Genomic DNA, 23,534 nt, shown 5'->3' on the forward strand with positions numbered 1-23,534 from the left:
TATGTCGGTTTATAGAATCCAGTAGAAGAGCTGAGGCGATGTTCGTCTGACTTACTTTCATATGGTGGCATAACATGGTATGCCATATGTTCAGACCAACGTCTGAGTTCGTTACAAACCCCGACGTTCAGCTAGTGCCGGCCGGGTGGAGGTTATAAAGCAATGGCGTCGAAGCCTACCTCCTCAAGAAATCCCGACGTTCACGAGAGTGACGACGGTCGTGCACGCACCTGGCTGAAGCCTGAGCAGATCGAGCAACTACGGGACGTCTGCCTCACCGACGCTGTTCCGACCTACCTCCAGGACCGGAATGAGACGATCATCACGCTCGCCTACGACGCTGGCCTTCGAGCAAGCGAGTTGTGTGCACTCGACGTTGATCACCTCGATCTCGAAGCAGGGACTGTCTACCTCCCCAGTGCGATCCAAAAGGGAGATCCGCCGGCAGCAACATTGAATCTGGATCGAGAGACGGTTCGCCTACTTCGACGGTACCTTCGTGATCGGTGGAAGGACACCGACGCGCTCTTCCCAACTCGTTCGAGTGATCGACTGTCAACACGGTCGTTGCAACGGCTCATCAACAAACTCGCAATCGAAGCAGATGTCAAACCGCAGTTGGCCGACGGTGGCCGTGGTGATTCCGAGGACATCACGCCACACACCATCCGGCATTCGGTCGCGTACCGAATTATCCAAGTCGAAGGCGGGCGGCTCGAAGACGTTCAACTCCGGTTGCGTCATGCGAACCGACAAACTACCGATCAGATCTACAGCCACCTCGTGCCACGATGACCGACCTTTTCTTCAGGGCCGAACTCTCGATCCTGCAGTGACTTTGAGGCGATCGTCTCCCCCATTCAGATCATGAGTGGCTCTGGTTCAGCCGACGGCCAGTTTCGGGACCTATCATAATCCACACCCATGTCTGACGCCCGGTGCAAGGTTTTTAACAACGTACACAAAAGGTGAGGCTATGGAAACCTGACACGCACCGCTCACGGATTAGCCGCAAGGGGCGTCGGGTGCCACCCCGACGCGAAGAGGACCTCAGTCATCCTCTGATTCCTTTCGCGGCGTAAAATAGTTTGCCCTCGTGAATAGCGACGGCTCTATTTCGCGCCCGCGGCTGCTCCGTGGCTCTAAGACCGTATCGACGGTTGAGCACCGCGCTCGCCAACAACCACACCTACAGAGTCACACGCAGCATGTACACGAAGACGAACGAACGCGATCGGACGAACAGTAGCACCGAACAGACCAGCGGAGTCGGCAAGTCCCCCGAGCAAGTTGATGAAGAAGCGCCCTCGGAAGACACCGTCGCTGCGGCGCTGGGGATGGAGTTCACCGACACGGATCCAAACACTACATCGAGCGAGTCGGAGATCTCCATGGACGACGTCGCTGATATCGACCTCGAAGATGGCGCAGTGGGACTCCTCCAGAAAGTCCTCGAACGGGTCAGCAGCCTCGAACGCGAAAACGCTCAGCTGAAAAAGCGCGTCGAGAACCTCGAAGAGGACAACCGCGAGAAGGGCGACCGCATCAACGAACTCGAAGAGCAGGTCGCCGACCTTGAGGATGCGAAAGAGGCAGCCGAAGACGCCGTGGCGACCTCGAAGGAGATCGCGTCCGCAGTCAACGCCCTCCAGGAGGACGACGTCGGTGGCGGTGGCGATCGGGATGGCGGCCGCGGCGATCAGCCCGCCGAGGCCAGCTCACCGATGGACTTCTTCGTGAACTGCCAGCAGTTCCACGTTGATCGGAAGCTCAGCGCGAACCGGGCCCGCGCTGTACAAATCGTTCGCCGCCACGAGGAGTTCGCACAGAAGGGACGCGCGACCGGCGCAAGAATCTTCGAGAAGTCAGACGTCGCTCAGGCACTTCACGTCATCATGGGGAAGAGCCCACACCGCGAGACAGTGAACCGAGTCTGGGAGTACATCGACGGGATGGGCAAACAGGACATCGAGCAGAAAGACATCCAGGTTGGCAAGGAGGACTCGAAGAAAGAGGCTCTGAAGATCACCTCGGATACACTGGAGCGATTCGACGAAGGCCGCTACGTCGGGATGAACCTCCTCGAAGGGATCAACGCCGGCGAAGCACAGAACGTTGCCCGAGGCGGTGGCGTCACACCCGTTGTGACGAGAGCGACGGCCTAACCAGCACCATGACGAGACGAATCCACACCCGAGAGGGAGAAACTCTCAGATAAGCCATACAACCCGCGCAACCTAGCGCAACCGACCGCGTTCGTTCTCCGTTCTGTTAGTTACAACTGAAGGAGGAGGCCCCTTTTCTACAGTAGTCGTGTTATGAATAGTAACACGACGGAGGTAGCTGTACCTTCGATCCCGTCACAACCACTGTGACGAGTGTGACGCCCAATACTCTCCCCGACACACCTCGTTTCCGTCGTCCCATCCGTCTCTAACTCTCGCAATCCTATACTATTATAGGGTGTCGGGTGATAGGTGATAATACGAAGGGCAACATGGCTGATGGTGACGTCGTACTTGATCGGAACTTCGAGGTTGATGCGCAGGAAGGCACTCGCGCCGAGTTGTTCGCCGTGGAGGACTCGTCGTATCCGGGCGGGTACTACTACCGATTCCAGTACTATGCCCCGGAGGAGGGCGAGCAGATCCTCCGGTACGACAACGCTCACGACTCCGACGTCGGCCCGCACCATCGCCACGAAGGCGACGACGTCGCCGGTATCGAGTTCGACGGTCTCCAAGACCATGTTGCCCGCTTCCGACAGGAGGTGCTCCAGATCAATGCCCGACGCTAACCACACTGACCCCGCGCCTGAAGAGATGGATTTCCCCGAGACGCTTCGGATCACGATCGCCTCGGCAGAGGACGCGTTCGACGACGCGGTCGCAGCTGCTGGTGCTGCCGAAGACGGCGAACAGACCGACGCCGTTGTCTCGTTCGAGAACGCCGAAGGGATCCGCAAGCTGCTCACCGACCGTCGGCTCGAATTGCTCCGCTCGCTGATGGGCGCATCCGCTGAGAGCATCTCAGCGCTAGCCGATCGGCTCGACCGAAGCTACTCGGTCGTCCACGACGACGTCGAAGTCCTTGCTGAGTACGGCATCATTCAGTTCCGTCAGGAAGGCGCATCGAAGCAGCCGTTCGTGCCGTACGAGACCATCGAGTTCGATGTGACGATCCGTGCACCGATCGGTGGTAGCGACACTGAAGCCCCAGTGTGACTAAGATGGAAGAGATGACTGCGACCTGTCCAGATTGCGATGGTGACCTCGTCGAGAGTTCTTCGGAGCGAGGGGATTATTTCTGCCCAGATTGCAAACAACCAGTCAGCAACTGGGACGCTACGTTCTACTGCACGGAGTGTGGCAAGGAAGAGGTTTCAACCCCTCGTGGAGCCTGCTCTGACTGTCATGAGACGGATGAGCATCCTCTTCAGCATCCGAGTGAGCCGAAGAATAGCGTCTGGGGGGAGGATGAGCTTGATGACGGCCTGCACAGTCTCGCTGCACGAGATTGTCCAGGGTGTAGTATGATGCTCATCCCGGCCAATTTCGTTCTTCAGCCGCTCCACAATGGCGAGGGGAACTACTATGTTGGACACAACTGCCCGCACTGCGGGGAGATCCTCTATCGCTCGCATTCGGCTGGTGATGAGGAGTTAGCCGACCATGCGAAGGAGCACGCCGAACTCGATCCCGATCCGCCCGCGGATCTCGATGAATTGTCGAAAATCGAGTTGTAACCGTGAACCGCTTCAACCGCTACCCGAGCGCGGAGTACAGTGAGTTCCTTTAGGATCTGCGAGTACGCCAACCAGCGCGGGTAGTGGGACGAAACCGATCCACCGCCACCAACGCCTACATCGATGCTGCTGCGTCCATCGCTGCTCCTGGGGAGAGTCCGAGATTCTTTTTCGTCATCGCAGCACCAGCGTCGGCGAGGAACGACGAGTTGGCGGGTCGTATCACCGCAGGGATCTCACCTCGAATGGACTTCTCATTAGGCCACCCGACAGCTGTCGTATCTTTCCGTAAAGCTCGTGGATCTGATGCTGACTCATGGTCAGATAGGCTGGTGAGATTCGGTGTTGCAATATGGACGGAAAACGCGCGTTTTCCGTCGGTCTAAAAGGTCGTGCCGTCTTGCGGTTTGACTTCGACGACGAAGTGACAACGATCGACCCCACGCCACCAGCCGGTAGACGGCGTCGGGGTGCCCGTTCCGTCTGGATCAACAGAAACCGCCACCCGACGGGTAGGTTTGGAGTGTCCAATAAATTGCACCACCCTTACCCTTTTACAAACCCGATTACTAGAACTGCCTATATGTCGGACAGAAAGTGGACACCGGGATACGTTCAGCAGCGATTTCCGGCCGAGGTCCGTGAACTTCGACGCGCGGAAGGCAAAGACCCAGATATCAAACCGACCCACGAGTGGATCCGTAAGCACGGGTTCAGCGGCATCCAAGGGTACGCAGATCGGCACGACAAGACCGTCGATGACGTCCTCCTCAATGAGTGTGGATTCGAACCCAGAGAACGCAAACCCCTCCCTGGGACGCACGCCGAGACGAAGCAGCTGATCCACAAGTGGCTCCAGGACGAAGAGGACGAGTTCAATCGACTCAACAACACATCCGTCGGAAACGCCTGGACGCACATGCGCCGGCTGATGGAGACCTCTCGTGACGCCCTCGGATCGAGCAACCTCCTCCGGCCTGCACGAGCGGCACCAGGAAAGAACGTTCGCCTCACTCTCGATCTCTTCCGGGCGATGAATGACGAGTTCAAAGCCGAAGGAACGCGGTACAACTACGCCTCAACGCTCGTGGCGTTCTACGAGTACCTAGAGATGATCGGGGAGGTCGATTCGAACCCGGCTGAGATGGTCCTCCCGCGGATGGGCTGGTCGTACAAGCGCGAGTCGCCCGAGAAAACACTCACACCGGTGCAGGTCCGGGAGTGTTGGGAAGCGACCGAGTCCGTCGACGAAGACTCACTGGAAGATCTCGACACCGAGGAACTCCGTGAGCTCCTAGTCGAGAAGATGCTGCTGCTCTGCCTCGCCGGCTGTGGGCATCGGACCAGCGATCCGCTGATCACGGACGCTCAAGAGGACGTCATCCTCGATCCCGGTGATCCACGCGTCTGCTTCGACGAAGAGCGGAAGAACGGCCCGGGGACCACGCCGATCATGGCGGGTCTGGACTACTTCGAGCAGTACATCGAGCTACTCGAAGAGGAAGGCTACAAAATGTTGTTCCCGAGCGACCTCTCGGAGGACGGGACTCGTTCGGACGCGTGGGTTCGGAACAAGATCGAGGAGATTGTCGATCGTGCCGATGTCCGCTTGGCCGACAGCTCGAAACCGACGCCGAAACACTTCCGGCAGTTCTGGTTCAACGAGTACCTCGATGCCTACGAGGCCTACATCGCCAAGATCGAGGACGTCGCAGCAGCGCAGTCGAGTGCTTCGGCAGAAATCGTTGACAAGCACTACCTCGCCAGTCACCGCGAGCGTGACCACTTCCGACGGTTCGCCTACACTCACTTCGAGACGGCGTTCCCGACTGACGTCGTGATCTCTCCAGAAGAGATCGCTGAAGCCCGGGAAGACGACGACGGAGACGACGACCAGAGTTCGCTCGGAGACTTCGTCGGAGCGTGGGTTCCGGGAGTGGCGCACGCCTGGATCTCGGCTCAGATGACGAAGGCACGAGCGCAGCGAGAGAAGGCTGCGATTGAGTACGACTCGCGGACATCGCTCCCATCGGGACGAGAGCTAACTGTCGTCGCCGTCGGCACGCTGGCGCTGTCCGCGGTGGTCGGTGTGATGGCCGCACACCTGGGTGTGAACCCGATTGCGGATCCGAACTCGGTGCCCCCAGAGATGCTGGTCGCTCTCGTGGCCTGGCTGATCTACGCGATCTACGACATGCCGGACCTTGAGGAACCTCCGGCCGCCGAGACGTCTACGGAGTTGGCTTAGAAGCGAACTCACGAGTATTCTAACCGACCTATGGGATTCTATTACTTCAGCCGGAGATCGACTCATGGGATTCTATTAAGGCAAGAAGCGACTCATCAGCACCCCCACGAGGTAGTGTTCGTTCCTCGATCAAGGCATCCAGCCCGATCGGCCCATGAGGTGCCCTAGAGATCTGTCGGCCCATGGGGTGTTCCAATCCGTCGCCGGTCCCGTGAGGTAGTTGCTTTCCAGCCAGCGCTCCGGGACGTCCATGGAATTGATTGTTTCTAGAACTCGGGTTCTGCCATGGGGTGTTTTCGTTTTAAATGCAATCGATCGAGTCACCAGAGCCAATCGGTCTGTGGAAAGGAGCGATTCAGAATCCTACAAGCCGACGTGATGATTGGTGAGAGGCCCGTCTACGGCAGGGAATCGGCAGACACTGATCAGGTTTACAGTTGCTTGATGCCCGGTTAAGGGCCAATGTGGCAGTATTTCCACTGCCTAGGCACCAGAAACCAGTCTAACATTTAACGGATGTTCCTATAGATCCGTCTGAAGAGATATGGAATAAGATTCTCACCTTCGAAAGGCTCCTCTGAAACATGACCTCTTATAGCTGCTTCCTGTCCAAGAACACCAGCGGCTATGAACGGAACACAGCCCATAATCGCAGTTGTTCCTACTACTAATAGCATCCCAACTAGCGGACTCGTAGATGCCACCCATTCGACAATCAGCAGAGCAAATGAAAGTGCGAATAAAACGACACCGAAATAAAACATCGCACTTCCAAAGGAATAGAGACGCTGCCACCAATTCGAAGAACCATAGTCGGGAAGAAGTTCTTCTGCGATCTCCTCAGCTTTCGCTTGTGAAAATCGCTCTGGCTCCAATTCCTCGTAATCAATTAACTCTTCCAAGCTAGGTAGATCAACTTCCTGTGTGGTCCCTTGGTCCGGAAACCACCATATATGCCTTTCCGAGGCCTTTTGATGTCCTATTAATTCCTCCTCATGCAACTTCATCAGCCTCTCGTTCAGCCCCTGGTTCGAATAGTCATACCCACCAACATCATCTATTTGTGCTGTCGTCAGAGACGGAATTCCCTCTTCTTTTGTTCGCCGAAGAATCTCAAGGAGCTCCGCATCGCTGGCGCGTTTTTCCTCATCGTTCCCCACGGAAGTACTGTCTGACATTGGATCCCCACTCTGTCGGGCGGTTGGCGTACCGCAACTGCCCTCCTGTTTTCGCTAATCCAACTTCAGGGTTTAATTACTATCGGATAGACCACCAAGACAGATCAAGATAGGAAAAGCGCACTAGGCACTCAGGTATACAGTGTCTGGTTCAGAAGGTGCCAGCCCCCGACTGGGAAAGTCCAGCCGAGGAGTCTTGGCGGACATCGACTGGATACCCAGACGGTGAAAGATGGGCGGGCTTCGGGTACGTTCCGCACTCTGGAGAACGTGCTTATTTGTCCTAAGTGAAGGGGTTTGTTTAGGACAAGTACTCCAGCCCAATTCCTGCCCAAACTAGCATACAGCAAAAGCAATGTCAACCATGACCTCGATCAAGCCGCAGTCTGGGATTCAGCTCATCATCATAATCGGTGCAGGGTTCCTCTTCGTAGGAACAATGCCAAACCTAGGAATGATGCTCCTTACGCTGGGAGTTGGATTCTGGGTACTGTATAACATCATCAACATCGGTCGGCAGTTCTGAAATACGGCTGACGGCCTCCTCTCTTTGACGCTATTTCCTATCAACTCAGGTATCAGGGCTAGTTGGGAGAATCGATTGAACCCGGTACACTGACCGTGATTGCCGTATTTCATTCTCGACGAAAGGAGGTCGTCGCACCCCCTATCGGTCCTACCTGAGAGGGTTCTGAATCCGGATTCAGCCGTGGAAAGGAGTAGTTCAAGACCCACAGGCGACGTGGTGATCAGTGAGAGGATCGACCACGGGCAGGGAGTTAGTCGGTCAGAACTCCTGAGCGTCTTCACGCGCTCTCGACTCGTTGTTCGCCTTCCGGACGGCTTCTTTTACCGTCCGCTCGATATCGTTCTGACTCGCACCGCCGAAGTCCGCGTTCCGGAAGTCGTAGTGCTTCTGAGCTTCTTCCTTCGTCCGCTTGCTTTCCTGCTTCTCGGGGTTCTCACCGCCTTCGTCACCTCCACCAGCTTTGATCGCGTCTAGTTCGACTGATTTCTGAATGTCTCCGAAGTCGATGTTGACGCCCGGGATGGCGTTGGCAGCATCTATTGCCCAGCTGATCATGTCTTGGATCCCCGAGATTGCCGTGTCGATCCACCCCATTACGGACTGGACGACGTCGTTCACGAGTCCAGAGAACCACTGGAACATCTCTCCTGCCCAGTCGATGATCTTACCGAGATTGTCGATCGTCCAGATGACTGCCCCCAGGGGATTCAGTATGAATGCGAGTGGCCCAACGAGGTCACGTAGCGCCTGGAACATCGCGTAGGTGACCTCGATCCCGAACTCGACTACGGATACAAGCGCGTTCCAACCACCTGTGACGGTGCTTATGATATCATCCCATAAGCCGAAGTACGTGATCACACCCACTATCGCCCCCACGAGAGCGCCGACTGCAACAGCTACCCCAGAGATCGGAGCGGTCAGCGCCCCGATCGCACCAACCAAACTCCAGGATGAGATTGACGCCAAGGTTACTGCACCACCGTACGCAGTCCACGCTGCAGCCCCGACCGCTGCTGCAGCTGCAGCCGCGGCGAGTGGCTTCGGTAGCCTTCCGAGGAGTCCCGCTGTCCAACCGAGGACGTCAAGTAGGACCGTCAGTGGCGGAAGGACGAGTTGCATGATCGTCGTCCCGAGGTTCCCGATCTCGGCGGTCGCCGAAATCGCACTTCCAGCGAAGCTCCCGAGATCTGGTTGAAGGGCGACCGCTTGCGCTCGGAACCATGCGATCGCGGCGGGGATGTCCTCGATCGTTCCTGTAAGCCCCTCAAGCGTCGGCATCAGTTGTTGGACTGTGACGTCGATCTCGTCGAAGACTGCTGGTGCAGTCTCCAACACCGAGGTCCCGAACGTCGAAGCGAGCGGCCGCAACGTATCCTGCATCTGAGCGAAACCGTCTGCAGCGGTATGGGCGAGTTCGACCGCACCTTCGAGGCCACTCATGGCGAACTCCGCATTCTCCGCTGTCTTCAGCGGCTCGAACGCATCGGAGAGGGCGCTCTTGAAGTCCGACATGATCGACTCCATCGCCTCGCTGGAGTCTTCGAACTCGCTCGAAGCAGCCGCCATGTTCTCAGCTTTCTCCTGGAGACCAGCACCGGCCATCGCCGCGATGCCAGCTGCTGCACCACCGCCAGCAACAGCGAGGCCTCCGAGCGCACCTGTGAGGGAGACGATCGCTGGAGCGATACTGGCGGCGAGTGGCCCGATCGTTGAGAGACTCCCGCGAAGTGGACCGAGCGAGCCGGCGAGACCGGAACTCGACGCACTGAGGTCGTCCATCGCCGCGCCTGCGACCTGTGTCTTCGTCGCCGCCTGCAGCGCCTCGTCTCCGAGGTCGTCGATCTCTCTCGCTGCTTTAGACGCCTCATCACCGGCATCGTTCACCTGTGCGTGGAAAGTCTGCAGTCCTGCCGACGCAGCGAGCGAATCATCGATGAGCTCCAGCGTTGACTCATCCAGTTTCCCGAGATCGTCAGCAGCCTCTTCTGCACCGCCACCGATCCGACGGAGTCGAAGGGACAGGGCTTCGACCGACTCGGATGCGTCGATGGCGTTCGCTGCAGCGCTGCGTTCGTCCTCATCGAGTGTGTTCAGCGTGTCGGTGAACCCGAGGGCGTTCTCCTGTGCACGGTCGAGCGACAGGCGAAGGACGTCCGTGGAATCCGCTGCTTTGAGGGCCGCGTTTGGGATAGCGTCAAGGTCAGACTGGAGTTCGTCACCGATCCCCCCAGTCGAAGACAGACCTTCGAGCGCCTCTCGTGCAGTCGTGATCGACCCAACGGAACTGATCCCACTGAAGCCACTCAGCGCACCGGATAGTGCACTGACTTCCGCTGCGCTCTCGGTCGCTTCGTCCCCGACCTCATCGATCGCGCTCGCAGCCTTCTGGCTGCCAACGACGGTTGACATCGCGTCGTCGTCAACGGATTCAAGTGCTTCTCCGAACGCACCGAACTCTACGCCAGCGCTCGCAGCCTCATCGCCAGCTTCGTCGGTGGCGCTGGCGATCGAGTTCATCGTAGTCGTGATTCCGTTTCGGGCGAGTAGGCCAACGTTCAGTGATTCAAACATCGGGTTCACCTCTCATCGCCGCAGCGAGACTGTCAACCGCAGTAGAGAGTGCATCACCGTCATCGCCGATGCACAACCAGGCAAGGTACGCTGGCTCGTGATCGTCCCCAGAAGGCGTGAACCCGAACGCCGCGTAGATAGGTTCCTCCGGGTCACGCGGGAGGTCAACCTCATTCGTAACACCGGCGAACGGACCGTCAAAGATCACGCCCTTTCCGACCTGTTCAGCACCGGCGAGTTCGAAGATCTCGCCACCTGCCCCGCGACGGATCTCGTGTCCCTGACCGACCGGTAGATCCGAGAACGACACCTCTAGGTCATCCACTGGGTCGAAGGAACGGAACGTCTCACGGAGTTCATCGAGCCTCTCCCCGGTGAGAACGTTGTACTCGCGCAGTGCCTCTTGGATATCGTCATCGTCACGATGCTGCCAGCAACTGTGACAGCAGAACTGTTCAACTCCGTCGGTCGTCGCAATGTGGTGGCTCTTTGTCGGCGAGCCACATGCGATACAATTCGATCTCATTCTCTGTGTTGTTAGCTTGATTACGAATAGGATTCTATTGTCTCGGTCTGATCGACCTATAGAATCCTATTTCTGCCCGATACCGTCCATAAGAGCGCCTGCTTTCTGCGTCTCTGGATCTTCAAGAAGTCCAAGATCCCGGATCCACTGGCGTCGGTCACTCGACAGTCGCTGCTGAGCCGCGATGGTGACCGACATATTGTACGTGTTTTTGTCGATCGGCCCAACAGTCTCGACGAACTTCTTCTCCGTCTCCACCTCCACGAGCGGGTTCTCCGTCTCGATCTCTTCAGGGCGTTGGACCATCCACCTGTCAAGAACGAGGTCCTTGACGTGCGAGATGGAGAGACGGAACAACTCAGCTTTATGACCGAGAGACGGTTCGCCGTGCCTTCGCTTATAGCCCTCAACGTAGTCCTCGAAGATCTCGTCCACGAGGTTTCGAAGGCGATTATCGAGAACATCCTCATAGAACCGCTGATTATCGGCGTATGCCCCATGCTTGACAGCGTTCATGTTCCCTTGTGGGGCACCGCCACCAGCGTTTCCTTCGGCGTTCGAGTTGCCGGTCGGAGCTCCATGTGAGTTCGGCGATCCGCTCTCTTCGTGCATGAAGCAAGCCTCCGCGTCGTCTGAGATCCGTCGCTGACACGGTTCTGACTCCGACGTCGGATGGTTACACCGTTTCATCTTAGAACGCGTCCGGTGGACCGAAACTTTGTGTTTGTTTCTCGAATAGAGATTCTTTCGGAGAAGACGCCGTCTCGCGCTGATTTTCCACGTTCATGAGGAGAGGTCATCTCTCAGCACGAGCTAAAACTCGCTGAAGAGCATCGTCGAACGTGTCATCTGGCCCTTGCTTGTGTTCCCAGAGCGATTCGTGCGTGTCCTTCGAAACCCGAATTGTCTTGTTTTCGTCGTTTGACATGGTTTAGACGGTCAGCCCTCTCGTAACCCAGTTCACCTCTGAGAAAACACAGACCTCCCTACGCAGGAAGGTCCGCCGTTCGACATCTCTCGACCCCTACAGGCGGAGGGCTGACCTTGAGTATACTCTGTGTATCCAGTATAATGAATCTATCTGGCATGTTATACTATGGTACAGAAGTCGCCTGAAAGAGAGCGCTTCCAACTACCTTAGAGAACTGTCCAGTATGCCCCTTCTCGAACGCATCCGCTACGATGCCTTGAGCCGTTTCTCGATCCCCACCGACGGCGTTCTCTTCGAGGATCGATAGAACGTGTATGAGCGCCTGCTGTGTCGTCTCCTTTGTCCGTGAGTCCTGTGGGGCAGGATCGATCTCTCCGCAGCGCCCACAGATCGTTCGCTTGTCTCGAACGTATTCAACGACTTGGCCCTGATGGTCTATGCGATCGGGTGGGACGTCCTCTAAAGGAGTACTGTACTCGTCGAAGGTACGAGCAGTACGAAGGGCTTCTTCGGGGCCCTCATCCGTGAATTGGACTACGGGAGATACCCTAAGCGGAGCAAGACACCAATAGCAGAACCCAGAGTGATCACGAAGAGTACGGACGAACGTCTCACCGGCTTCCTGACTGTCAATGATGAGCGGTGTATTCGAGGTGGAGGCTGTTCCGCTCATGGTCAATTCCTCACTGGATCACCATCGGGATACATCACTGGTTGATCCTCAACGGCTTCTTCACATGCCCGACGGAATTCGACGTACCTGAGACACCGAATTTCGGCCTCTTTCCGTTGTTGCTCAATGTGTAGCTCTCGAAGCCGTTTCTTGGTCTCCTCTATTTCCTTCTCAAGCCGCTCCTCTTCCTCATCAAGTTCGTCGGGACCGAGGTCGTCAAGATCGTCGTGATCACTCATCGTTCTCACCGAGTCGCTGCCCTTTCTGTCGCACCCATACTGGACGATCAGTAGATTCGTCACCATCGTCTCCCCCACCGAAGTCTGCATGAAGAGCACACCGACCGATGCCCTCCAGTGCTTGGAACTTGCAGCTACCACCCTGATCCGTCGGAGCACCGCAGAGTTCCGTATCGACGGAGTCAACAGAACATTCCTTGCAGGGACTAATCCCTCGTTCTTCAGCCTCTTCAACCGTTACTCGTTCGTGACTGTCTGTGATGTATCGACAGTCGCTGTTAGTGTGATACTTGGCCGTTGCGGGAGTCTTTGTTGGAGTGACGTACACGACCTTCTCGTTGGTTTCGTCTTGTTTCTGTAAACTCATACTTTCACCTGAGATGTGATCGGAGTCTGCACGATCGTCGGGCCCATCGTCACGACCGTGTCCTCGATCAGCTCCACACCACCATCATCGAGCGCTGCTGCCGCTGTGATCCACGGGCCGAAGTCCTCGTGATCGGCTAGCTGTAGCGGATCGGGCGGCCAGAACAGTACCCCACCAGCTGGGTCGTCCGGATCACCGTACCGATCCGGCGGTAAGAGGTTCTCAAGGACAGCGTCGGCGGCCTCGACGATCATGATCTCGTCAGTGGCGACGATCTCGGGGTAGACCTCCGCCTGACGCTCTTCTGGCGTACAGAACGACAGGGTGAGTCGGTACCCTTCGTCGGTGATCTGGAGAAGGCCAAGGCCCTGAAGGAGGTCTCGGTAGTTGCGGACCGTTCTCGTTGAGACGTCAGCCCGCTCGGCCAGCTCCGTTTGCGAGAGTGGTTCATCGGAACGAAGCAGCGCCGAAAGGATCACGCCGGCCGAACCACACTCCGGGAGCAGCACGTCAGCGGTGAGAGTCCGGAGTACGTACCGGACGTCGTCGGCCCGAAGCTCTCGCGTCTCCTCTTCACGAGGAAGGCGAAGCAACGCATCAGCGAGGTCGTGCGGCGTTGCTACGAGAGCGTGGAACAGCGAGATCGCCTCGGGCGTCGAACGGAGTCGCTTCCGGTGTAGGAGTCGTGCTGCGACGTCACGGTAGGCATCCCAATCGGGTTCAGTAACCGGGATCTCGATCGTGAACTCCGCCGGCTTATCGAGAAGTTCACGAGGGTTCTCTAAGAAGTACTCCAGGTCGTCACGGAGCCGATGGGCGTCCGGTCCACGGATCACGAACGATCCGATGAGTTCCCCCACTGGGTCCGACGCATCGGCGATCGGGCCCGACAGGGGAGGAGCGCTGTTCGGGACCTTGAATAACTGCCGGTAGGCAGCGTACCCGCCGTACTTCGAGGAGATCGCTGCGGAGATCCCGATCGACTTAGCCAGAGAGCGCAGCTTCTTGTTGCTGAGACCGGGAGTGACGCGAACCTCACGGACGACGTCGACGCCGGCGGCGTCCAGAAGGTGGACGATTGACCCTTCGAGGCCCTTGGCCGACGTGAGGATCGCTGAACAGAGTTCGTTGCGGTCCTCGTAATCACCCTCCTTGAGCCGGTTGATCATCGACTCGATCGCTTCACCCCACTCAACGAGATCGTCTCGGAGTTGCTCGGGTTCCTCAAGCGAGTCGCTCGTGATCGGCCCGATCTGGCGAGCGGTCTTGAGAACCAGCATCGGATCGTCAAGGTCATCGAAGACAGTAGCGAGACGCTCTGCTGGGAGTGCCTTATCGAGGAACAACTTCCGATCGGCTAACGATAACGCGTTCGTCACTGTCATCTGCAGTGGAGTAGCGGCTCGTGGTGCGACGATTGCTTCGTCGCGGTCGGCATCGTAGCTCACGGGTCGTTCACGTTTGTCAGCATCCGGTAGACTGCCCTTGACGAACGTTACAGCCCCTGGTTCGGCGGCAGCAGCAGCGCCAGCGTGTTCGCCACGGCCCATGTAGGCCGTACGGTACGGCTGACCCGTCCCCTCACCCCCTCGTGTGCGCGGTGTTCTACGCCACTGTTGGGAACTATTTCCGGTGTCGCTAACGCTCTCTTTGAGAGACTGCTGAACGCCGTGTTCGTTATCGAGAAGACTCAACACCTCTGATCCTGTTTCGAGGAGTTCTACCTTCTGGTCACCTCTCTTTCCGAACACTTCGATCAGTTGGAGTTGTTCGAGCGAGTCCTCAACTGCCTCGCTGGTGAGGACCTGCGATAGACGCGTCCGGCTCACATCGTCGTGCAGCGCTTCGAGATCGGCTCTGTCCATGATCTGACCAGGGACGTCCGCGAGATCGCGGAGGATCTCAACGTGACGACTGTCGGGATCGAGGCTCGCCTTCGCGGTCTCAACGACGTCGTCGAACCACGCTTCTCCACGGCGACGATGACGCCACTCACTAACGCCCGGCAGTACTCCCTGGAGTTCATCGCCGGTGAGCCAGAGGTCTCGACCACTCCCAACGATGCGGATCTCCAGGCCGGTTGCGAGGATCGAAAGCAGGTCGCAGATGTCTCGCTGATCGCGTCGCTCTCGTTCGAGGAACTCCTTACCGAAGTGAACCGTAATCGGCGTCCCTGCGTTGCCCTCGGCGGCGAGGCTCGCCGTCACGAGGAGGTCCTCATTCGAGGTCGCTGGGCGATCGGCTAGCGTGGTCAAGTTCTCGACTGCTTCAAGAGCTGCACCATCGATTTCACGGGAGATATCGACAAGCGACGACCGGATCCACGGTGGAACGGCACGCTCTTCGAGGACGTCGTACACCTGCGGTACGTCCATCGGTCCGAACGCAGATTCCAAGCAGTTAGCGACGGCAGTCTGCACGCGCTCGATCGAGAACAGCGTCTTCCAGATGTCCGTGAACGACTCGTTCCCGATCTCAACCGGATCCTCCAGTTGTGCCTGCGTCGTCGGGTTAATCTTGCCGCGAGGGAGTTCGTCACGATCGACGTCGCCGCGCCAGGCTTCGAAACTCTCCTCGATGCGCTCCCAGCCGAGCTGGGCCTGGACATCGTCGGAGATCTCGTCGGTGAACGCGTCGGCGTAGAACGGACGATCGTCGACGAACTCCTCAAACCGGTCGGCACCGATCGGCTTGTCGTCAACGAACTCCTCGAAACGATCAGACTCGATCGGCTTCAGGTCTATCAACTCGACGTCAACAGTAAACTGATCGATCTGCTCATCAACCTCTCTCTGTTGCTCCGGGTAGCGGCCGTGTTCGTCACAGAAGTCGTCGTACACGTCCGTCTCGCCGGCGCGTTTCGCATTGATCTGGGCTCGGTACTCACAAGCAACTTCTCTATCTTCGGCCGTTGCGAGTCTCTTGCACCGTGAGGATGGCCGAGAGTGACCACATCGAGGGCACTCACACCGATCTTGCCGAGAGAGGTTTTTGACGATCCAGTGGTGCGAACACTCGGAGCACCCGATGACAGCGTACGTCATTCGGGCGACCCTCCCTCTTTACCAGCTTCAACAGCGGCCTCGTAGACGCTGAAATCAGGTCTTGCCGTAGGGAACTCATCAGCACAGAGTTGGCATTCTTCGAGGCCGCGGTCCTTCGCATCCTTAAGCGAGGCTGGATAATGCCTGCTTCCGACGTAACGGCAGTTTTCGTCGGTATGATACGCTCTATCCTTGTTACCTAGTGTTGGAATGAAAACTTGAACTTCGGAATCCGTCATTCAGTTGCTGACGACTGGTTTCGGCCCAGCCTCGCCATTGACGGGCACGCAGAATGAGCGCAAAACTGATTAGTCCGAACGTCTTACGCTCACTCACGGGTAATACCTCGCGCCGTGACAGCCGAACACCGCATTCCGCGGGGGTAATCGGCGTGCCCGTGTTCCCAGAACGATGCCGGCCAATCTTTTGGTAGGGAGCGGCCGGCGTCGTTCTCACCGATGCTACAGTTCATGAGAGACTTCTTTCGAATCCACCTTCACAGAGTAGGGACTTAATCGTTTTTATGCCATAACATGGTATACCACCTTCTAAAGCCCTGAAACCGTTGTATGCAAAGGTTTGGTCTTTGTTCGATTGCTATAGATATCTCTACGAAGGGGGTCAAGCTTGAGTTCTCAGGTGGCCTCTATCAGGATTCTATCGGTTGTACTTCAGGAGAGTGATCTCCATGTTGATCTCAACGTCTCGCTTCGCATAGGCCACTGCAAAGGCGAGTAAGAGAAACAGACTGAAAACTGCAAATCCGATAAGCGGTGCTATTGAGGAGAGAGCTATCGTTAGAATCATTGCGGATCAGTTGTCCTCGATGGTCTCCGATTCCATCTCGCGGACGAGCTTCTCGGCCTCTTTCTCGATCTCCTTGAGTTCCTCCAGATCGCCCTTCAGCGATTGGACGTCTTCCTTGAGTAAGTCAATGCGCTCCTCTGTCGATCTGTTCTCATCGTCGGAAGTTGCTTCTGATTCCTCATCCTTCCAAGGTGCCCAGTGCCGAAGTTGGCCAACGCGGTCTCGGTACTTCTTGGGGATCCCTTTCTTAAATTCGTCTGGCAGGTGTTCCCAACGTTGAGCTGTCCAAGCCCAGTACTCCGCGGATCTTTCTCTCCAGTAGACCTCTGGTCGTTCCTCTGTTGGGGTCGGGCCCGGAAGCGCGGGATCTCGATTGGTCAACTCCTCTCCTTGCGGGATGATCACTTCTCCTTCGTCGAGTGCCTCTCGGACCCTCGGTTTTACCGTCGAAAGGTCGCTCATCGAGATCTCGTGCGAGTCGCAGATGGATCGGAACTCCGGTGACCGAGAGATCAGCTCATTAAACGACTCTGCTTCTCGTTCACGCTCATCAATAACGACAGCAACAACGCCGAGTGTCACTTTGATGAGCGCCTTCTGGTTCCCGAAGCGGGAGAAGTCGAGGCTCTGGACGACGCTGATCACCTTCTTGCGTTCATGCGATGCCAAAGGCAACGTTGAACTGATCGACTGGGAGACTCGCTTCTTGTCTCGCTCGCTTTCACGGACACTGTGTTCCCCGTCTGATCGATGCCGCCCCTCGTGCAGTTCACGGAGCCGTTCGGCCTTAGGGTCGGACTTCTCCTCGTCACCAATACGCGTCGCCATCGAACTCTCATATCCTGCGCTGAACAGGTGTCCTTCTTGAGTTCCGCCTAGGTCTTCAGAAGATGCATCAATACTATCGTCGAGATGTGTTCTTCCTGGGGGTCCTCTCCACTCATGGAATGTTCTCATCTGTCTATCCTCTTCCTGTCTGTCTTCAGAAGGTGCAGGAACGACTTCATAGTCGGCTTCGACAATCTCATCCGTACTGATCTCTTGCTGTTCTCTGGGGATCGTTTCCAGATCCTCGTTCTCACAGTTGCTTGGCTCATCGTTTGACATAGTACCATCTCGTCAGTTTGTTCACTTGAAGGGAGGCGAGCAACTGCCACAGCCGTCGCTCGGAAAACCTGACTACTCCTCTTATGACGATAACCCCATCGCTCGGGGCAGTTACACGCAGTAGAATGAACGGAACGCCATAGCGTTCCTCCCTTCATCTACCCGTGTTGTAACCAGTCTCACTTAAAGGAATTACCGGTGATGCTGATAGTCATTTAGAACCTGATTCACCCAACCCTTCCGGAGGTGTTTGAAATCGCTATAGATGTCTCTATCATGCGGGCTCTATTCTGTTCAGATCGGGCTCCTACTTGAACTCAAAGAGAGTGATGTTGATCTTGACGTCCCGTTTTGCATAGGCCACAGTGAACAGCATCAGGAGGAAGATGCCAATTACTGTGAGCACAACGACTATTCTTATGAACTCTGGATCTAAGCCCGCTAAAACCATTGTAATTCCTGTAGTTTCGTTTCGCTCGCTCAGGGCTGACAGAGGCTACCCTTTACGAGAAATCATTTCTGCGTCTGTACCTGCTGCTAGCCTTCCTAGTGTAGTGCTTGGGGAACACACTCGACGTAACTACCGACCACTCAATATGAGGAAAGCAAAAGCTGTCCACCCACCACCTCATCCACCAAGTCAGTGTCAGTAGCTTGAACTCACTATCATGATCGGCTCGTAAGACCTACTTGCCACTGTGCTCCCCACATCGCTCTGAACGATGCCAGGTCGAACACAACGTGAGCATACGCGTCACTGTTGAGCCGCCGGCGCTTCCAACACCGGGGGCACGAACACGACGTGTTTCTCACACGCATTGCTGTCTTCCCTAACGCCGCGTACGGCGGTAGGACGAACACAGTGGATTTCACAGCCACCGCTGCTGTAACCGACGCTGCCAACGCCGGTTGAGATCATCGGATCAATCACCCAGCAATGCTGGGAAGCCGCAGATCATCAGTCGTAGCTCTTGATCACCGGTCCATTACTAGGACCCTCAACGAGAGTGGCGACCTCTTACGACCTTATTGACCCGGTCCCGCTGCAGCTGCTGTGGAAGAGACACAAGGAAACTACCCTTGAATCTTGTAGCGAACCATCCACATTGCAGCCGCTGTGAAGGTACGTAGTCGTGAGCCACGCACCAGCGAACACTGCCGCTACGGGACTGACACGAGGACAATTCCTCGGGCCAGACTCAGCGATGCCGTGGTATCGTCTTACCTGAAATCCACCGGATTCCACCCAAGACTAGTGAGGAAGCTCCGCGTCCCCCACCGCAGTGACTTTTAGCAGTGTGCGGATTGACGGGGTGATTTGTGCTATCACTCTTGAGTTTTCACCGGCAGTGTTCCATGTAAGACGGATCTTTTGCCGAGTGTGGTATGCCACATTCTAGATTAGTCCATTAAAAGTGTTTTCCTGCCCTGAGATCATCTTAGAACGATTTTCAGACAGCCATCGAATAGACGTTCGTCACTGGTCGAATTCCGTACAAAGCCAATACTCATCGAGGATGCAGACTGAGGTGATTTGATCTAATTGGCTCTTACAGTAGATAGTAGCGCGATTTCTCCATCCATATATGGCCTTGAAATGAATCGAGCAGTTCGGTAACTACAGGTGCTTACTGACTACTGCGAGTCCTCCCAGTTTCAGTACTGGCATCCGTCTCTGTTAATAATCTGTATACAATATATTGTTAACTATTAGCTAAGAATCGGGCTTTTATAGCAGCTGTTTTAATAAAACGGGGCTGTCAAAGGTGGAGCAAGATGAACGAACACGAATCGGCCCACGGTGGTTCACATGACGATCATAACCATGGACACGGGGGCTCATCAACGAGTAGCCGGAAGCTAGCTGCCGTCTCGGTCATCAACCTCCTCGGATTTCTCGCTGAACTTGCTGGCGGTCTACTATTTGGTTCAGTCGCGCTTCTGAGCGACGCCTTTCACATGCTATTTGACGCGCTCGCGTACGTGATGGCGTTCGCTGCCGCCCACATCGCCGACAACTACGGAGATAGCGACCGCTGGTCATACGGTCTCCATCGTCTCGAACCGCTCGCCGCCTTCCTCAACGGCCTCTTATTGCTCCCGATGGTCGGGTTCATCCTCTGGGAATCTTACCAGCGGTTTCTTGAGCCGGTGGCCATCGGCACTGGCCCCACGCTCGCTATCGCAACGGGTGGCCTGTTGGTCAACATCGGCTCAGTGTACGTCCTACAGGGTGGCGAGATGAGTCTTAATGAACGAGGTGCGTTCTACCATCTCCTCGGCGACGCCGGTGGTTCAGTCGCTGTCATCATCTCTACGGTTGTTATTGAGGTGACTGGACTCCAGATCATTGACCCAATCGTCGCAGGGCTAATCGCCGTCGTCATCACATGGTCGGCGGGGAAAGTACTCCGAGGTAGCAGTGCAATCTTCCTACACCGGACGCCATTCGAGCAGAACGAGGTACAGGCCATCCTACGGAAGGTCGATGGCGTGACCGCCGTAGACGATATGCATGCGTGGCAGATTTGTAGTCAGATCACGGTCGCCACCGTCCATCTTGAGACCGACGTGGAGACGATGGCTGAGGCCGAGACGGTGACCCGCAGCGTCCACGCGGAACTTGCCCATCACGGCGTCGATCACGCCACCGTCGAACTGTGCCCCGGTTATGACGACCGCAACACGCACTTGAACAATCACGCCCACTAACGATGACAGACGATTTTGTCTCCAAGTTCACAGCCACAGAGCGGACGACATCTCCCATGTTCGAGATTCTTAAGGCGACCAGAGACAACGTGGTCGCGGTTCGGATGGGAGACGGCACGCCTGCCGGGTATCGGGAGTTCTATGACCTACTCGTTGAGAAGACCGACGAGTTCGGGACGGTGCATGTCTACGAAGAGACGACGGAGTGGACGCTATCGACATATCTCTCGCATCTGCATGGCGTCGTCCCCGATCTGCGAACCGGGCCGAAGTTCGACATTGGCCGGTATGCCGCAGTCGGTGATTCCCGCTGGGCTAAACTCCTTTACTACCAGTGGCGTGCAATCGACCCAGTCTGGCCGGTCTCGCCGGACGAGATGCGCTACCACGGGCTGTCGGAACGTGACCGTGCGCTTGACTGGGTGACGGCTGCCAGCCCTACTAAATAGATATTTTGGTGAAGTAGGATTAGATGTATTGGGAAACTCTGATGGATACAGGTGATAAATATGGTATTTAACACGGGGCCAATATGCGGTCCGCAACTCAATGATATCGCGGTGGATCAGGACTCCTGCTCGCGCAGTGTCTTCAGGTCATCGCTAACATCTTGTCTAGTCACCCTCGGCGGCCCGCTACCCTGTGCACTCTGGAGTTTGTAAGCACGTTCTACATATCCCTTCTTGTTGGCGAGCAAGATCAGGCCCGTATGCGCGAACATATAGGTGTCCATATTCTCCGAATTCGTCTTCGTGAAATTCACTCCATAGCTGTCCTGAACGACCTCCTTGGCGCGTACCTCGCTCTTGGGACGCAGGAAGTACCAGTTACCGGCATCCATTTCGACGCGGTGCTTGTCCGCCCACTGGCGGAAGGCCTTGGCGTCGTCTCTGGCGGGATCAAACGTCGTCTCAATGAATGAGACCTCCTCGCCGTACCCTTTCTTGAGGGCGTAGTCTTGTGCCTGCGCCATGATTGCGGTCAGCCGGGGACACATCGTACTACAGGTCGTATAGGCGAACGTCATCAAGAGATCAGTCTCGAAGTCACTGGGAATGGACACTTGCTTCCCGTCACGGATTGGCGCTGGCAGGGTCGCGGAGGGGAGTTCGTCCCCATGTGTCGGGAATGGCAGATTGGTCGGATCAACGCTCCACTCTTTCGCGTCCAAATATGTGTTTTCGTTTGACTCGCTGCTGCTCCCACTGCCGAACGTGCCCATGCAACCGCTCAGTCCAAGTGTGACGCTGGACCCGAGTGACGCAAGTAGTGTTCGTTTGCGCATTGGCATTCGCTTGCTGTCTCAGAGCAAAGAGTCGTCTGGTCCAGCCTTCGAACCCTACGGAATCGCAATTGTAGAACGGGTTTAAAAACGGTCGGTTGGCTTGCCATGAATCTCTTTTAGATTGGCCGCAACGAAGAGTGGCAATTTGTCATTCCGAATTCTCGGCTACTCTTTACTCTGCTTCCACGCACTTAACCCGCCATCAAGGGCCATTGCATCCTTCCCTTGGTCTTGGAGCTGTTGAGCCGTTTCTGTCGAGGCGACCCCTGCATCACATACCATAACAAGTTCCGCATCGTCTGGGAGGTCATCCAGTTCTGCTAACGCTTCCTCAACATTCCCCGATAGGAGAGCCTCTCGAATGGGGCGGTTCTCACTATCCTCAATATGGTTCTCTTCGTAGTCTTCTTCTGACCGAATATCGACCACATACACGTCCTCTCCGTCCTCTAACTTCGCTCGGAGCGCTTCGGGGTCAATCGTAGTCATCTACGTCAGGTATCGCATCAAGAGCCAAGAAGACGGTGATTCAAGGCAACGAGGAAATGGTAACTGCATCCTCTGTACTTACCGTTGGTTCACGATCTCCTATCCGACTCTCTCCGAGTTCTTGGACACAGTGCTTTCTGGTAACTATGTTTGCCTACTGGATGTATTTGATAAGTAATAAGAAACATAGACTCTCAGTGTCAAATGCATATTATGAATCGGCGTATACTACTGGGAACGGTTCTCCTCATGATTCTACTCGCTGGGTGCAGTACGACTACCAACTATACGACCTCTGTTGGAGAACCCACTACTGGCACCGTTATTGAAAATGCTTCTGCAGAATTTGTTGATGATTGGTCCGGTGTGCAATATGAGATCGAATATAATTCCAGCTATAGAAATAATTCATCATACAGTTTTAAAGTCTACGAACACGTGAATGGTTCACTTGAGTTTGTGGACCAATCTACATTCAGCAATATAGAGCCATCTACACCACCTACATATCGGAACGATGTTGCTCCACCATGGGATTCTGGAGAAAAGAGAGTATATGAGATCCGTGTTGTTGATGATACCACTGATACTATTATAGACGCTGTGACTATTACGATTGAGAACGAAGGTTCTTGAGCATCATTCCTGTACTGAATAATATGGGCTTCCTCTGTACTTCCCGTGGGGTTTCGCACTGAACTCTGAATAAAGAAACCGTACTACCAACTACTGCTTAACCAACATCTGCTGATAATCGATTGATGTTGGTTAATACAGCCAGAAGAACAGACTGGTCACAGTCTCGATGTAGTTAGTCGCTGAAAGAAACAGCGTTCGCCGGACGCGGGTAGGCCCTGAGGAGTCTACCTGAATCCCTCGAATTATCGAGGTAGATGTCGTCAGCACATCAATTCGTTAGGAAGGGGTCACTCAGTGAGTCGCGTCTTGCCGTTGGCGATCTTCTTGAGGACCGCGTGACGTGAGATCGAGGTATCCACGTCGTTCGGTGTTTCAACCTGAAGTCCAGTGTAGTAGCACTTCGCGGTGTGTGTTTCTCCGCTCTTCTCGGTATCTTCTAAT

At 55.8% G+C, this 23,534-nt stretch carries 21 protein-coding genes and 1 pseudogene; 10 read left to right on the forward strand and 12 right to left on the reverse strand.

Features of this window, described 5'->3' with window-relative positions; all coding sequences use genetic code 11:
- Positions 1-162 precede the first annotated feature (162 nt).
- The 6 genes from NP511_RS22540 to NP511_RS22565 all read left to right on the forward strand — a co-directional run bounded on the left by NP511_RS22540 (position 163) and on the right by NP511_RS22565 (position 5,993).
- Positions 163-795: a tyrosine-type recombinase/integrase gene (locus tag NP511_RS22540; protein ID WP_049967019.1), complete on the forward strand. Its 633-nt coding sequence runs from the start codon at positions 163-165 to the stop codon at positions 793-795.
- Between the two features lie 596 nt (positions 796-1,391).
- On the forward strand, positions 1,392-2,165 hold the full coding sequence (locus tag NP511_RS22545) for a hypothetical protein (protein WP_308986962.1): 774 nt from the start codon (positions 1,392-1,394) through the stop codon (positions 2,163-2,165).
- 332 nt (positions 2,166-2,497) lie between these two features.
- Positions 2,498-2,797, forward strand: coding sequence for a toxin-antitoxin system TumE family protein (locus NP511_RS22550; protein WP_049967021.1), 300 nt, complete (start codon positions 2,498-2,500; stop codon positions 2,795-2,797).
- Positions 2,784-3,224, forward strand: a complete 441-nt coding sequence (locus tag NP511_RS22555) for an HVO_A0114 family putative DNA-binding protein (protein ID WP_049967022.1) — start codon at positions 2,784-2,786, stop codon at positions 3,222-3,224. Before NP511_RS22550 ends, NP511_RS22555 begins: the two co-directional genes overlap by 14 nt.
- 308 nt (positions 3,225-3,532) lie before the next feature.
- Positions 3,533-3,745 carry a hypothetical protein gene (locus tag NP511_RS22560; protein WP_049967023.1) on the forward strand — a complete coding sequence of 71 codons (213 nt, stop codon included), beginning with the start codon at positions 3,533-3,535 and terminating at the stop codon, positions 3,743-3,745.
- A gap of 352 nt (positions 3,746-4,097) precedes the next feature.
- On the forward strand, positions 4,098-5,993 hold the full coding sequence (locus NP511_RS22565; RefSeq protein WP_136396824.1) for a hypothetical protein: 1,896 nt from the start codon (positions 4,098-4,100) through the stop codon (positions 5,991-5,993).
- 509 nt (positions 5,994-6,502) lie between these two features.
- Here the strand turns inward: NP511_RS22565 and NP511_RS22570 are convergent.
- Complete coding sequence (locus NP511_RS22570) at positions 6,503-7,171, reverse strand: hypothetical protein (protein WP_136396823.1); 669 nt, start codon at positions 7,169-7,171, stop codon at positions 6,503-6,505.
- Between the two features lie 364 nt (positions 7,172-7,535).
- Here NP511_RS22570 and NP511_RS22575 point away from each other — a divergent pair, with 364 nt between their 5' ends.
- Positions 7,536-7,697: a hypothetical protein gene (locus NP511_RS22575; protein ID WP_158413770.1), complete on the forward strand. Its 162-nt coding sequence runs from the start codon at positions 7,536-7,538 to the stop codon at positions 7,695-7,697.
- A 261-nt stretch (positions 7,698-7,958) separates the two neighbouring features.
- Here the strand turns inward: NP511_RS22575 and NP511_RS22580 are convergent, their stop codons facing one another.
- The 9 genes and pseudogenes from NP511_RS22580 to NP511_RS22615 all read right to left on the reverse strand — a co-directional run bounded on the left by NP511_RS22580 (position 7,959) and on the right by NP511_RS22615 (position 17,968).
- Positions 7,959-10,274: a hypothetical protein gene (locus tag NP511_RS22580; RefSeq protein ID WP_136396822.1), complete on the reverse strand. Its 2,316-nt coding sequence runs from the start codon at positions 10,272-10,274 to the stop codon at positions 7,959-7,961.
- A complete protein-coding gene (locus NP511_RS22585) occupies positions 10,267-10,800 on the reverse strand; it encodes a hypothetical protein (protein ID WP_049967000.1) in 534 nt (177 codons plus the stop codon). The genes NP511_RS22580 and NP511_RS22585 overlap by 8 nt, the downstream gene beginning before the upstream one ends.
- 66 nt (positions 10,801-10,866) lie before the next feature.
- Positions 10,867-11,412 carry a hypothetical protein gene (locus tag NP511_RS22590; RefSeq protein ID WP_136396821.1) on the reverse strand — a complete coding sequence of 182 codons (546 nt, stop codon included), beginning with the start codon at positions 11,410-11,412 and terminating at the stop codon, positions 10,867-10,869.
- 482 nt (positions 11,413-11,894) lie between these two features.
- Positions 11,895-12,404, reverse strand: coding sequence for a hypothetical protein (locus tag NP511_RS22595; protein ID WP_136396820.1), 510 nt, complete (start codon positions 12,402-12,404; stop codon positions 11,895-11,897).
- Between the two features lie 2 nt (positions 12,405-12,406).
- Positions 12,407-12,742, reverse strand: a complete 336-nt coding sequence (locus NP511_RS22600) for a hypothetical protein (RefSeq protein WP_144240371.1) — start codon at positions 12,740-12,742, stop codon at positions 12,407-12,409.
- A gap of 264 nt (positions 12,743-13,006) precedes the next feature.
- Positions 13,007-15,850 (reverse strand): helix-turn-helix domain-containing protein, encoded by a 2,844-nt coding sequence (locus NP511_RS22605; protein ID WP_049967004.1) that lies wholly within the window; start codon positions 15,848-15,850, stop codon positions 13,007-13,009.
- A gap of 33 nt (positions 15,851-15,883) precedes the next feature.
- A pseudogene (locus tag NP511_RS23015) lies at positions 15,884-16,054 on the reverse strand (DUF5817 domain-containing protein); the annotation flags it as partial.
- The gene (locus NP511_RS22610; protein WP_136396829.1) at positions 16,051-16,293 is read right to left on the reverse strand and encodes a hypothetical protein; all 243 of its coding nucleotides are present in this window, start codon (positions 16,291-16,293) and stop codon (positions 16,051-16,053) included. The gene NP511_RS22610 and the pseudogene NP511_RS23015, both read right to left, overlap by 4 nt.
- Before the next feature lie 574 nt (positions 16,294-16,867).
- Positions 16,868-17,968, reverse strand: coding sequence for a hypothetical protein (locus tag NP511_RS22615; RefSeq protein ID WP_136396828.1), 1,101 nt, complete (start codon positions 17,966-17,968; stop codon positions 16,868-16,870).
- Positions 17,969-19,744: 1,776 nt separating this feature from the next.
- On the opposite strand from NP511_RS22615, the gene NP511_RS22620 reads away from it, so the two are divergent.
- Together NP511_RS22620 and NP511_RS22625 are read left to right on the forward strand one after the other, a co-directional pair.
- Positions 19,745-20,680, forward strand: a complete 936-nt coding sequence (locus NP511_RS22620; RefSeq protein WP_049967006.1) for a cation diffusion facilitator family transporter — start codon at positions 19,745-19,747, stop codon at positions 20,678-20,680.
- Between the two features lie 2 nt (positions 20,681-20,682).
- Positions 20,683-21,129 (forward strand): SpoIIAA family protein, encoded by a 447-nt coding sequence (locus tag NP511_RS22625; RefSeq protein WP_308986961.1) that lies wholly within the window; start codon positions 20,683-20,685, stop codon positions 21,127-21,129.
- Between the two features lie 116 nt (positions 21,130-21,245).
- On the opposite strand, the gene NP511_RS22630 is transcribed toward NP511_RS22625, so the two are convergent.
- A complete protein-coding gene (locus tag NP511_RS22630) occupies positions 21,246-21,902 on the reverse strand; it encodes an SCO family protein (protein ID WP_233274384.1) in 657 nt (218 codons plus the stop codon).
- 228 nt (positions 21,903-22,130) lie between these two features.
- Complete coding sequence (locus NP511_RS22635) at positions 22,131-22,454, reverse strand: rhodanese-like domain-containing protein (protein ID WP_049967008.1); 324 nt, start codon at positions 22,452-22,454, stop codon at positions 22,131-22,133.
- 213 nt (positions 22,455-22,667) lie between these two features.
- Here NP511_RS22635 and NP511_RS22640 point away from each other — a divergent pair, with 213 nt between their 5' ends.
- Positions 22,668-23,090 (forward strand): hypothetical protein, encoded by a 423-nt coding sequence (locus NP511_RS22640; RefSeq protein WP_136396827.1) that lies wholly within the window; start codon positions 22,668-22,670, stop codon positions 23,088-23,090.
- The last annotated feature ends 444 nt before the right edge of the window (positions 23,091-23,534 follow it).

The sequence above is a fragment of the Natrinema thermotolerans genome (genome assembly GCF_031165565.1).
GTDB lineage: Archaea > Halobacteriota > Halobacteria > Halobacteriales > Natrialbaceae > Natrinema > Natrinema thermotolerans.

Excerpts from the sequence above, each read along its gene's own strand:
- NP511_RS22540 (WP_049967019.1), top strand. The coding sequence starts at position 163 with ATGGCGTCGAAGCCTACCTCCTCAAGAAATCCCGACGTTCACGAGAGT.
- NP511_RS22545 (WP_308986962.1), top strand. The coding sequence starts at position 1,392 with ATGGACGACGTCGCTGATATCGACCTCGAAGATGGCGCAGTGGGACTC.
- NP511_RS22550 (WP_049967021.1), top strand. The coding sequence starts at position 2,498 with ATGGCTGATGGTGACGTCGTACTTGATCGGAACTTCGAGGTTGATGCG.
- NP511_RS22555 (WP_049967022.1), top strand. The coding sequence starts at position 2,784 with ATGCCCGACGCTAACCACACTGACCCCGCGCCTGAAGAGATGGATTTC.
- NP511_RS22560 (WP_049967023.1), top strand. The coding sequence starts at position 3,533 with ATGATGCTCATCCCGGCCAATTTCGTTCTTCAGCCGCTCCACAATGGC.
- NP511_RS22565 (WP_136396824.1), top strand. The coding sequence starts at position 4,098 with ATGGACGGAAAACGCGCGTTTTCCGTCGGTCTAAAAGGTCGTGCCGTC.
- NP511_RS22570 (WP_136396823.1), bottom strand. The coding sequence starts at position 7,171 with ATGTCAGACAGTACTTCCGTGGGGAACGATGAGGAAAAACGCGCCAGC.
- NP511_RS22575 (WP_158413770.1), top strand. The coding sequence starts at position 7,536 with ATGACCTCGATCAAGCCGCAGTCTGGGATTCAGCTCATCATCATAATC.
- NP511_RS22580 (WP_136396822.1), bottom strand. The coding sequence starts at position 10,274 with ATGTTTGAATCACTGAACGTTGGCCTACTCGCCCGAAACGGAATCACG.
- NP511_RS22585 (WP_049967000.1), bottom strand. The coding sequence starts at position 10,800 with ATGAGATCGAATTGTATCGCATGTGGCTCGCCGACAAAGAGCCACCAC.
- NP511_RS22590 (WP_136396821.1), bottom strand. The coding sequence starts at position 11,412 with ATGCACGAAGAGAGCGGATCGCCGAACTCACATGGAGCTCCGACCGGC.
- NP511_RS22595 (WP_136396820.1), bottom strand. The coding sequence starts at position 12,404 with ATGAGCGGAACAGCCTCCACCTCGAATACACCGCTCATCATTGACAGT.
- NP511_RS22610 (WP_136396829.1), bottom strand. The coding sequence starts at position 16,293 with ATGACGGATTCCGAAGTTCAAGTTTTCATTCCAACACTAGGTAACAAG.
- NP511_RS22615 (WP_136396828.1), bottom strand. The coding sequence starts at position 17,968 with ATGTCAAACGATGAGCCAAGCAACTGTGAGAACGAGGATCTGGAAACG.
- NP511_RS22620 (WP_049967006.1), top strand. The coding sequence starts at position 19,745 with ATGAACGAACACGAATCGGCCCACGGTGGTTCACATGACGATCATAAC.
- NP511_RS22625 (WP_308986961.1), top strand. The coding sequence starts at position 20,683 with ATGACAGACGATTTTGTCTCCAAGTTCACAGCCACAGAGCGGACGACA.
- NP511_RS22630 (WP_233274384.1), bottom strand. The coding sequence starts at position 21,902 with ATGGGCACGTTCGGCAGTGGGAGCAGCAGCGAGTCAAACGAAAACACA.
- NP511_RS22635 (WP_049967008.1), bottom strand. The coding sequence starts at position 22,454 with ATGACTACGATTGACCCCGAAGCGCTCCGAGCGAAGTTAGAGGACGGA.
- NP511_RS22640 (WP_136396827.1), top strand. The coding sequence starts at position 22,668 with ATGAATCGGCGTATACTACTGGGAACGGTTCTCCTCATGATTCTACTC.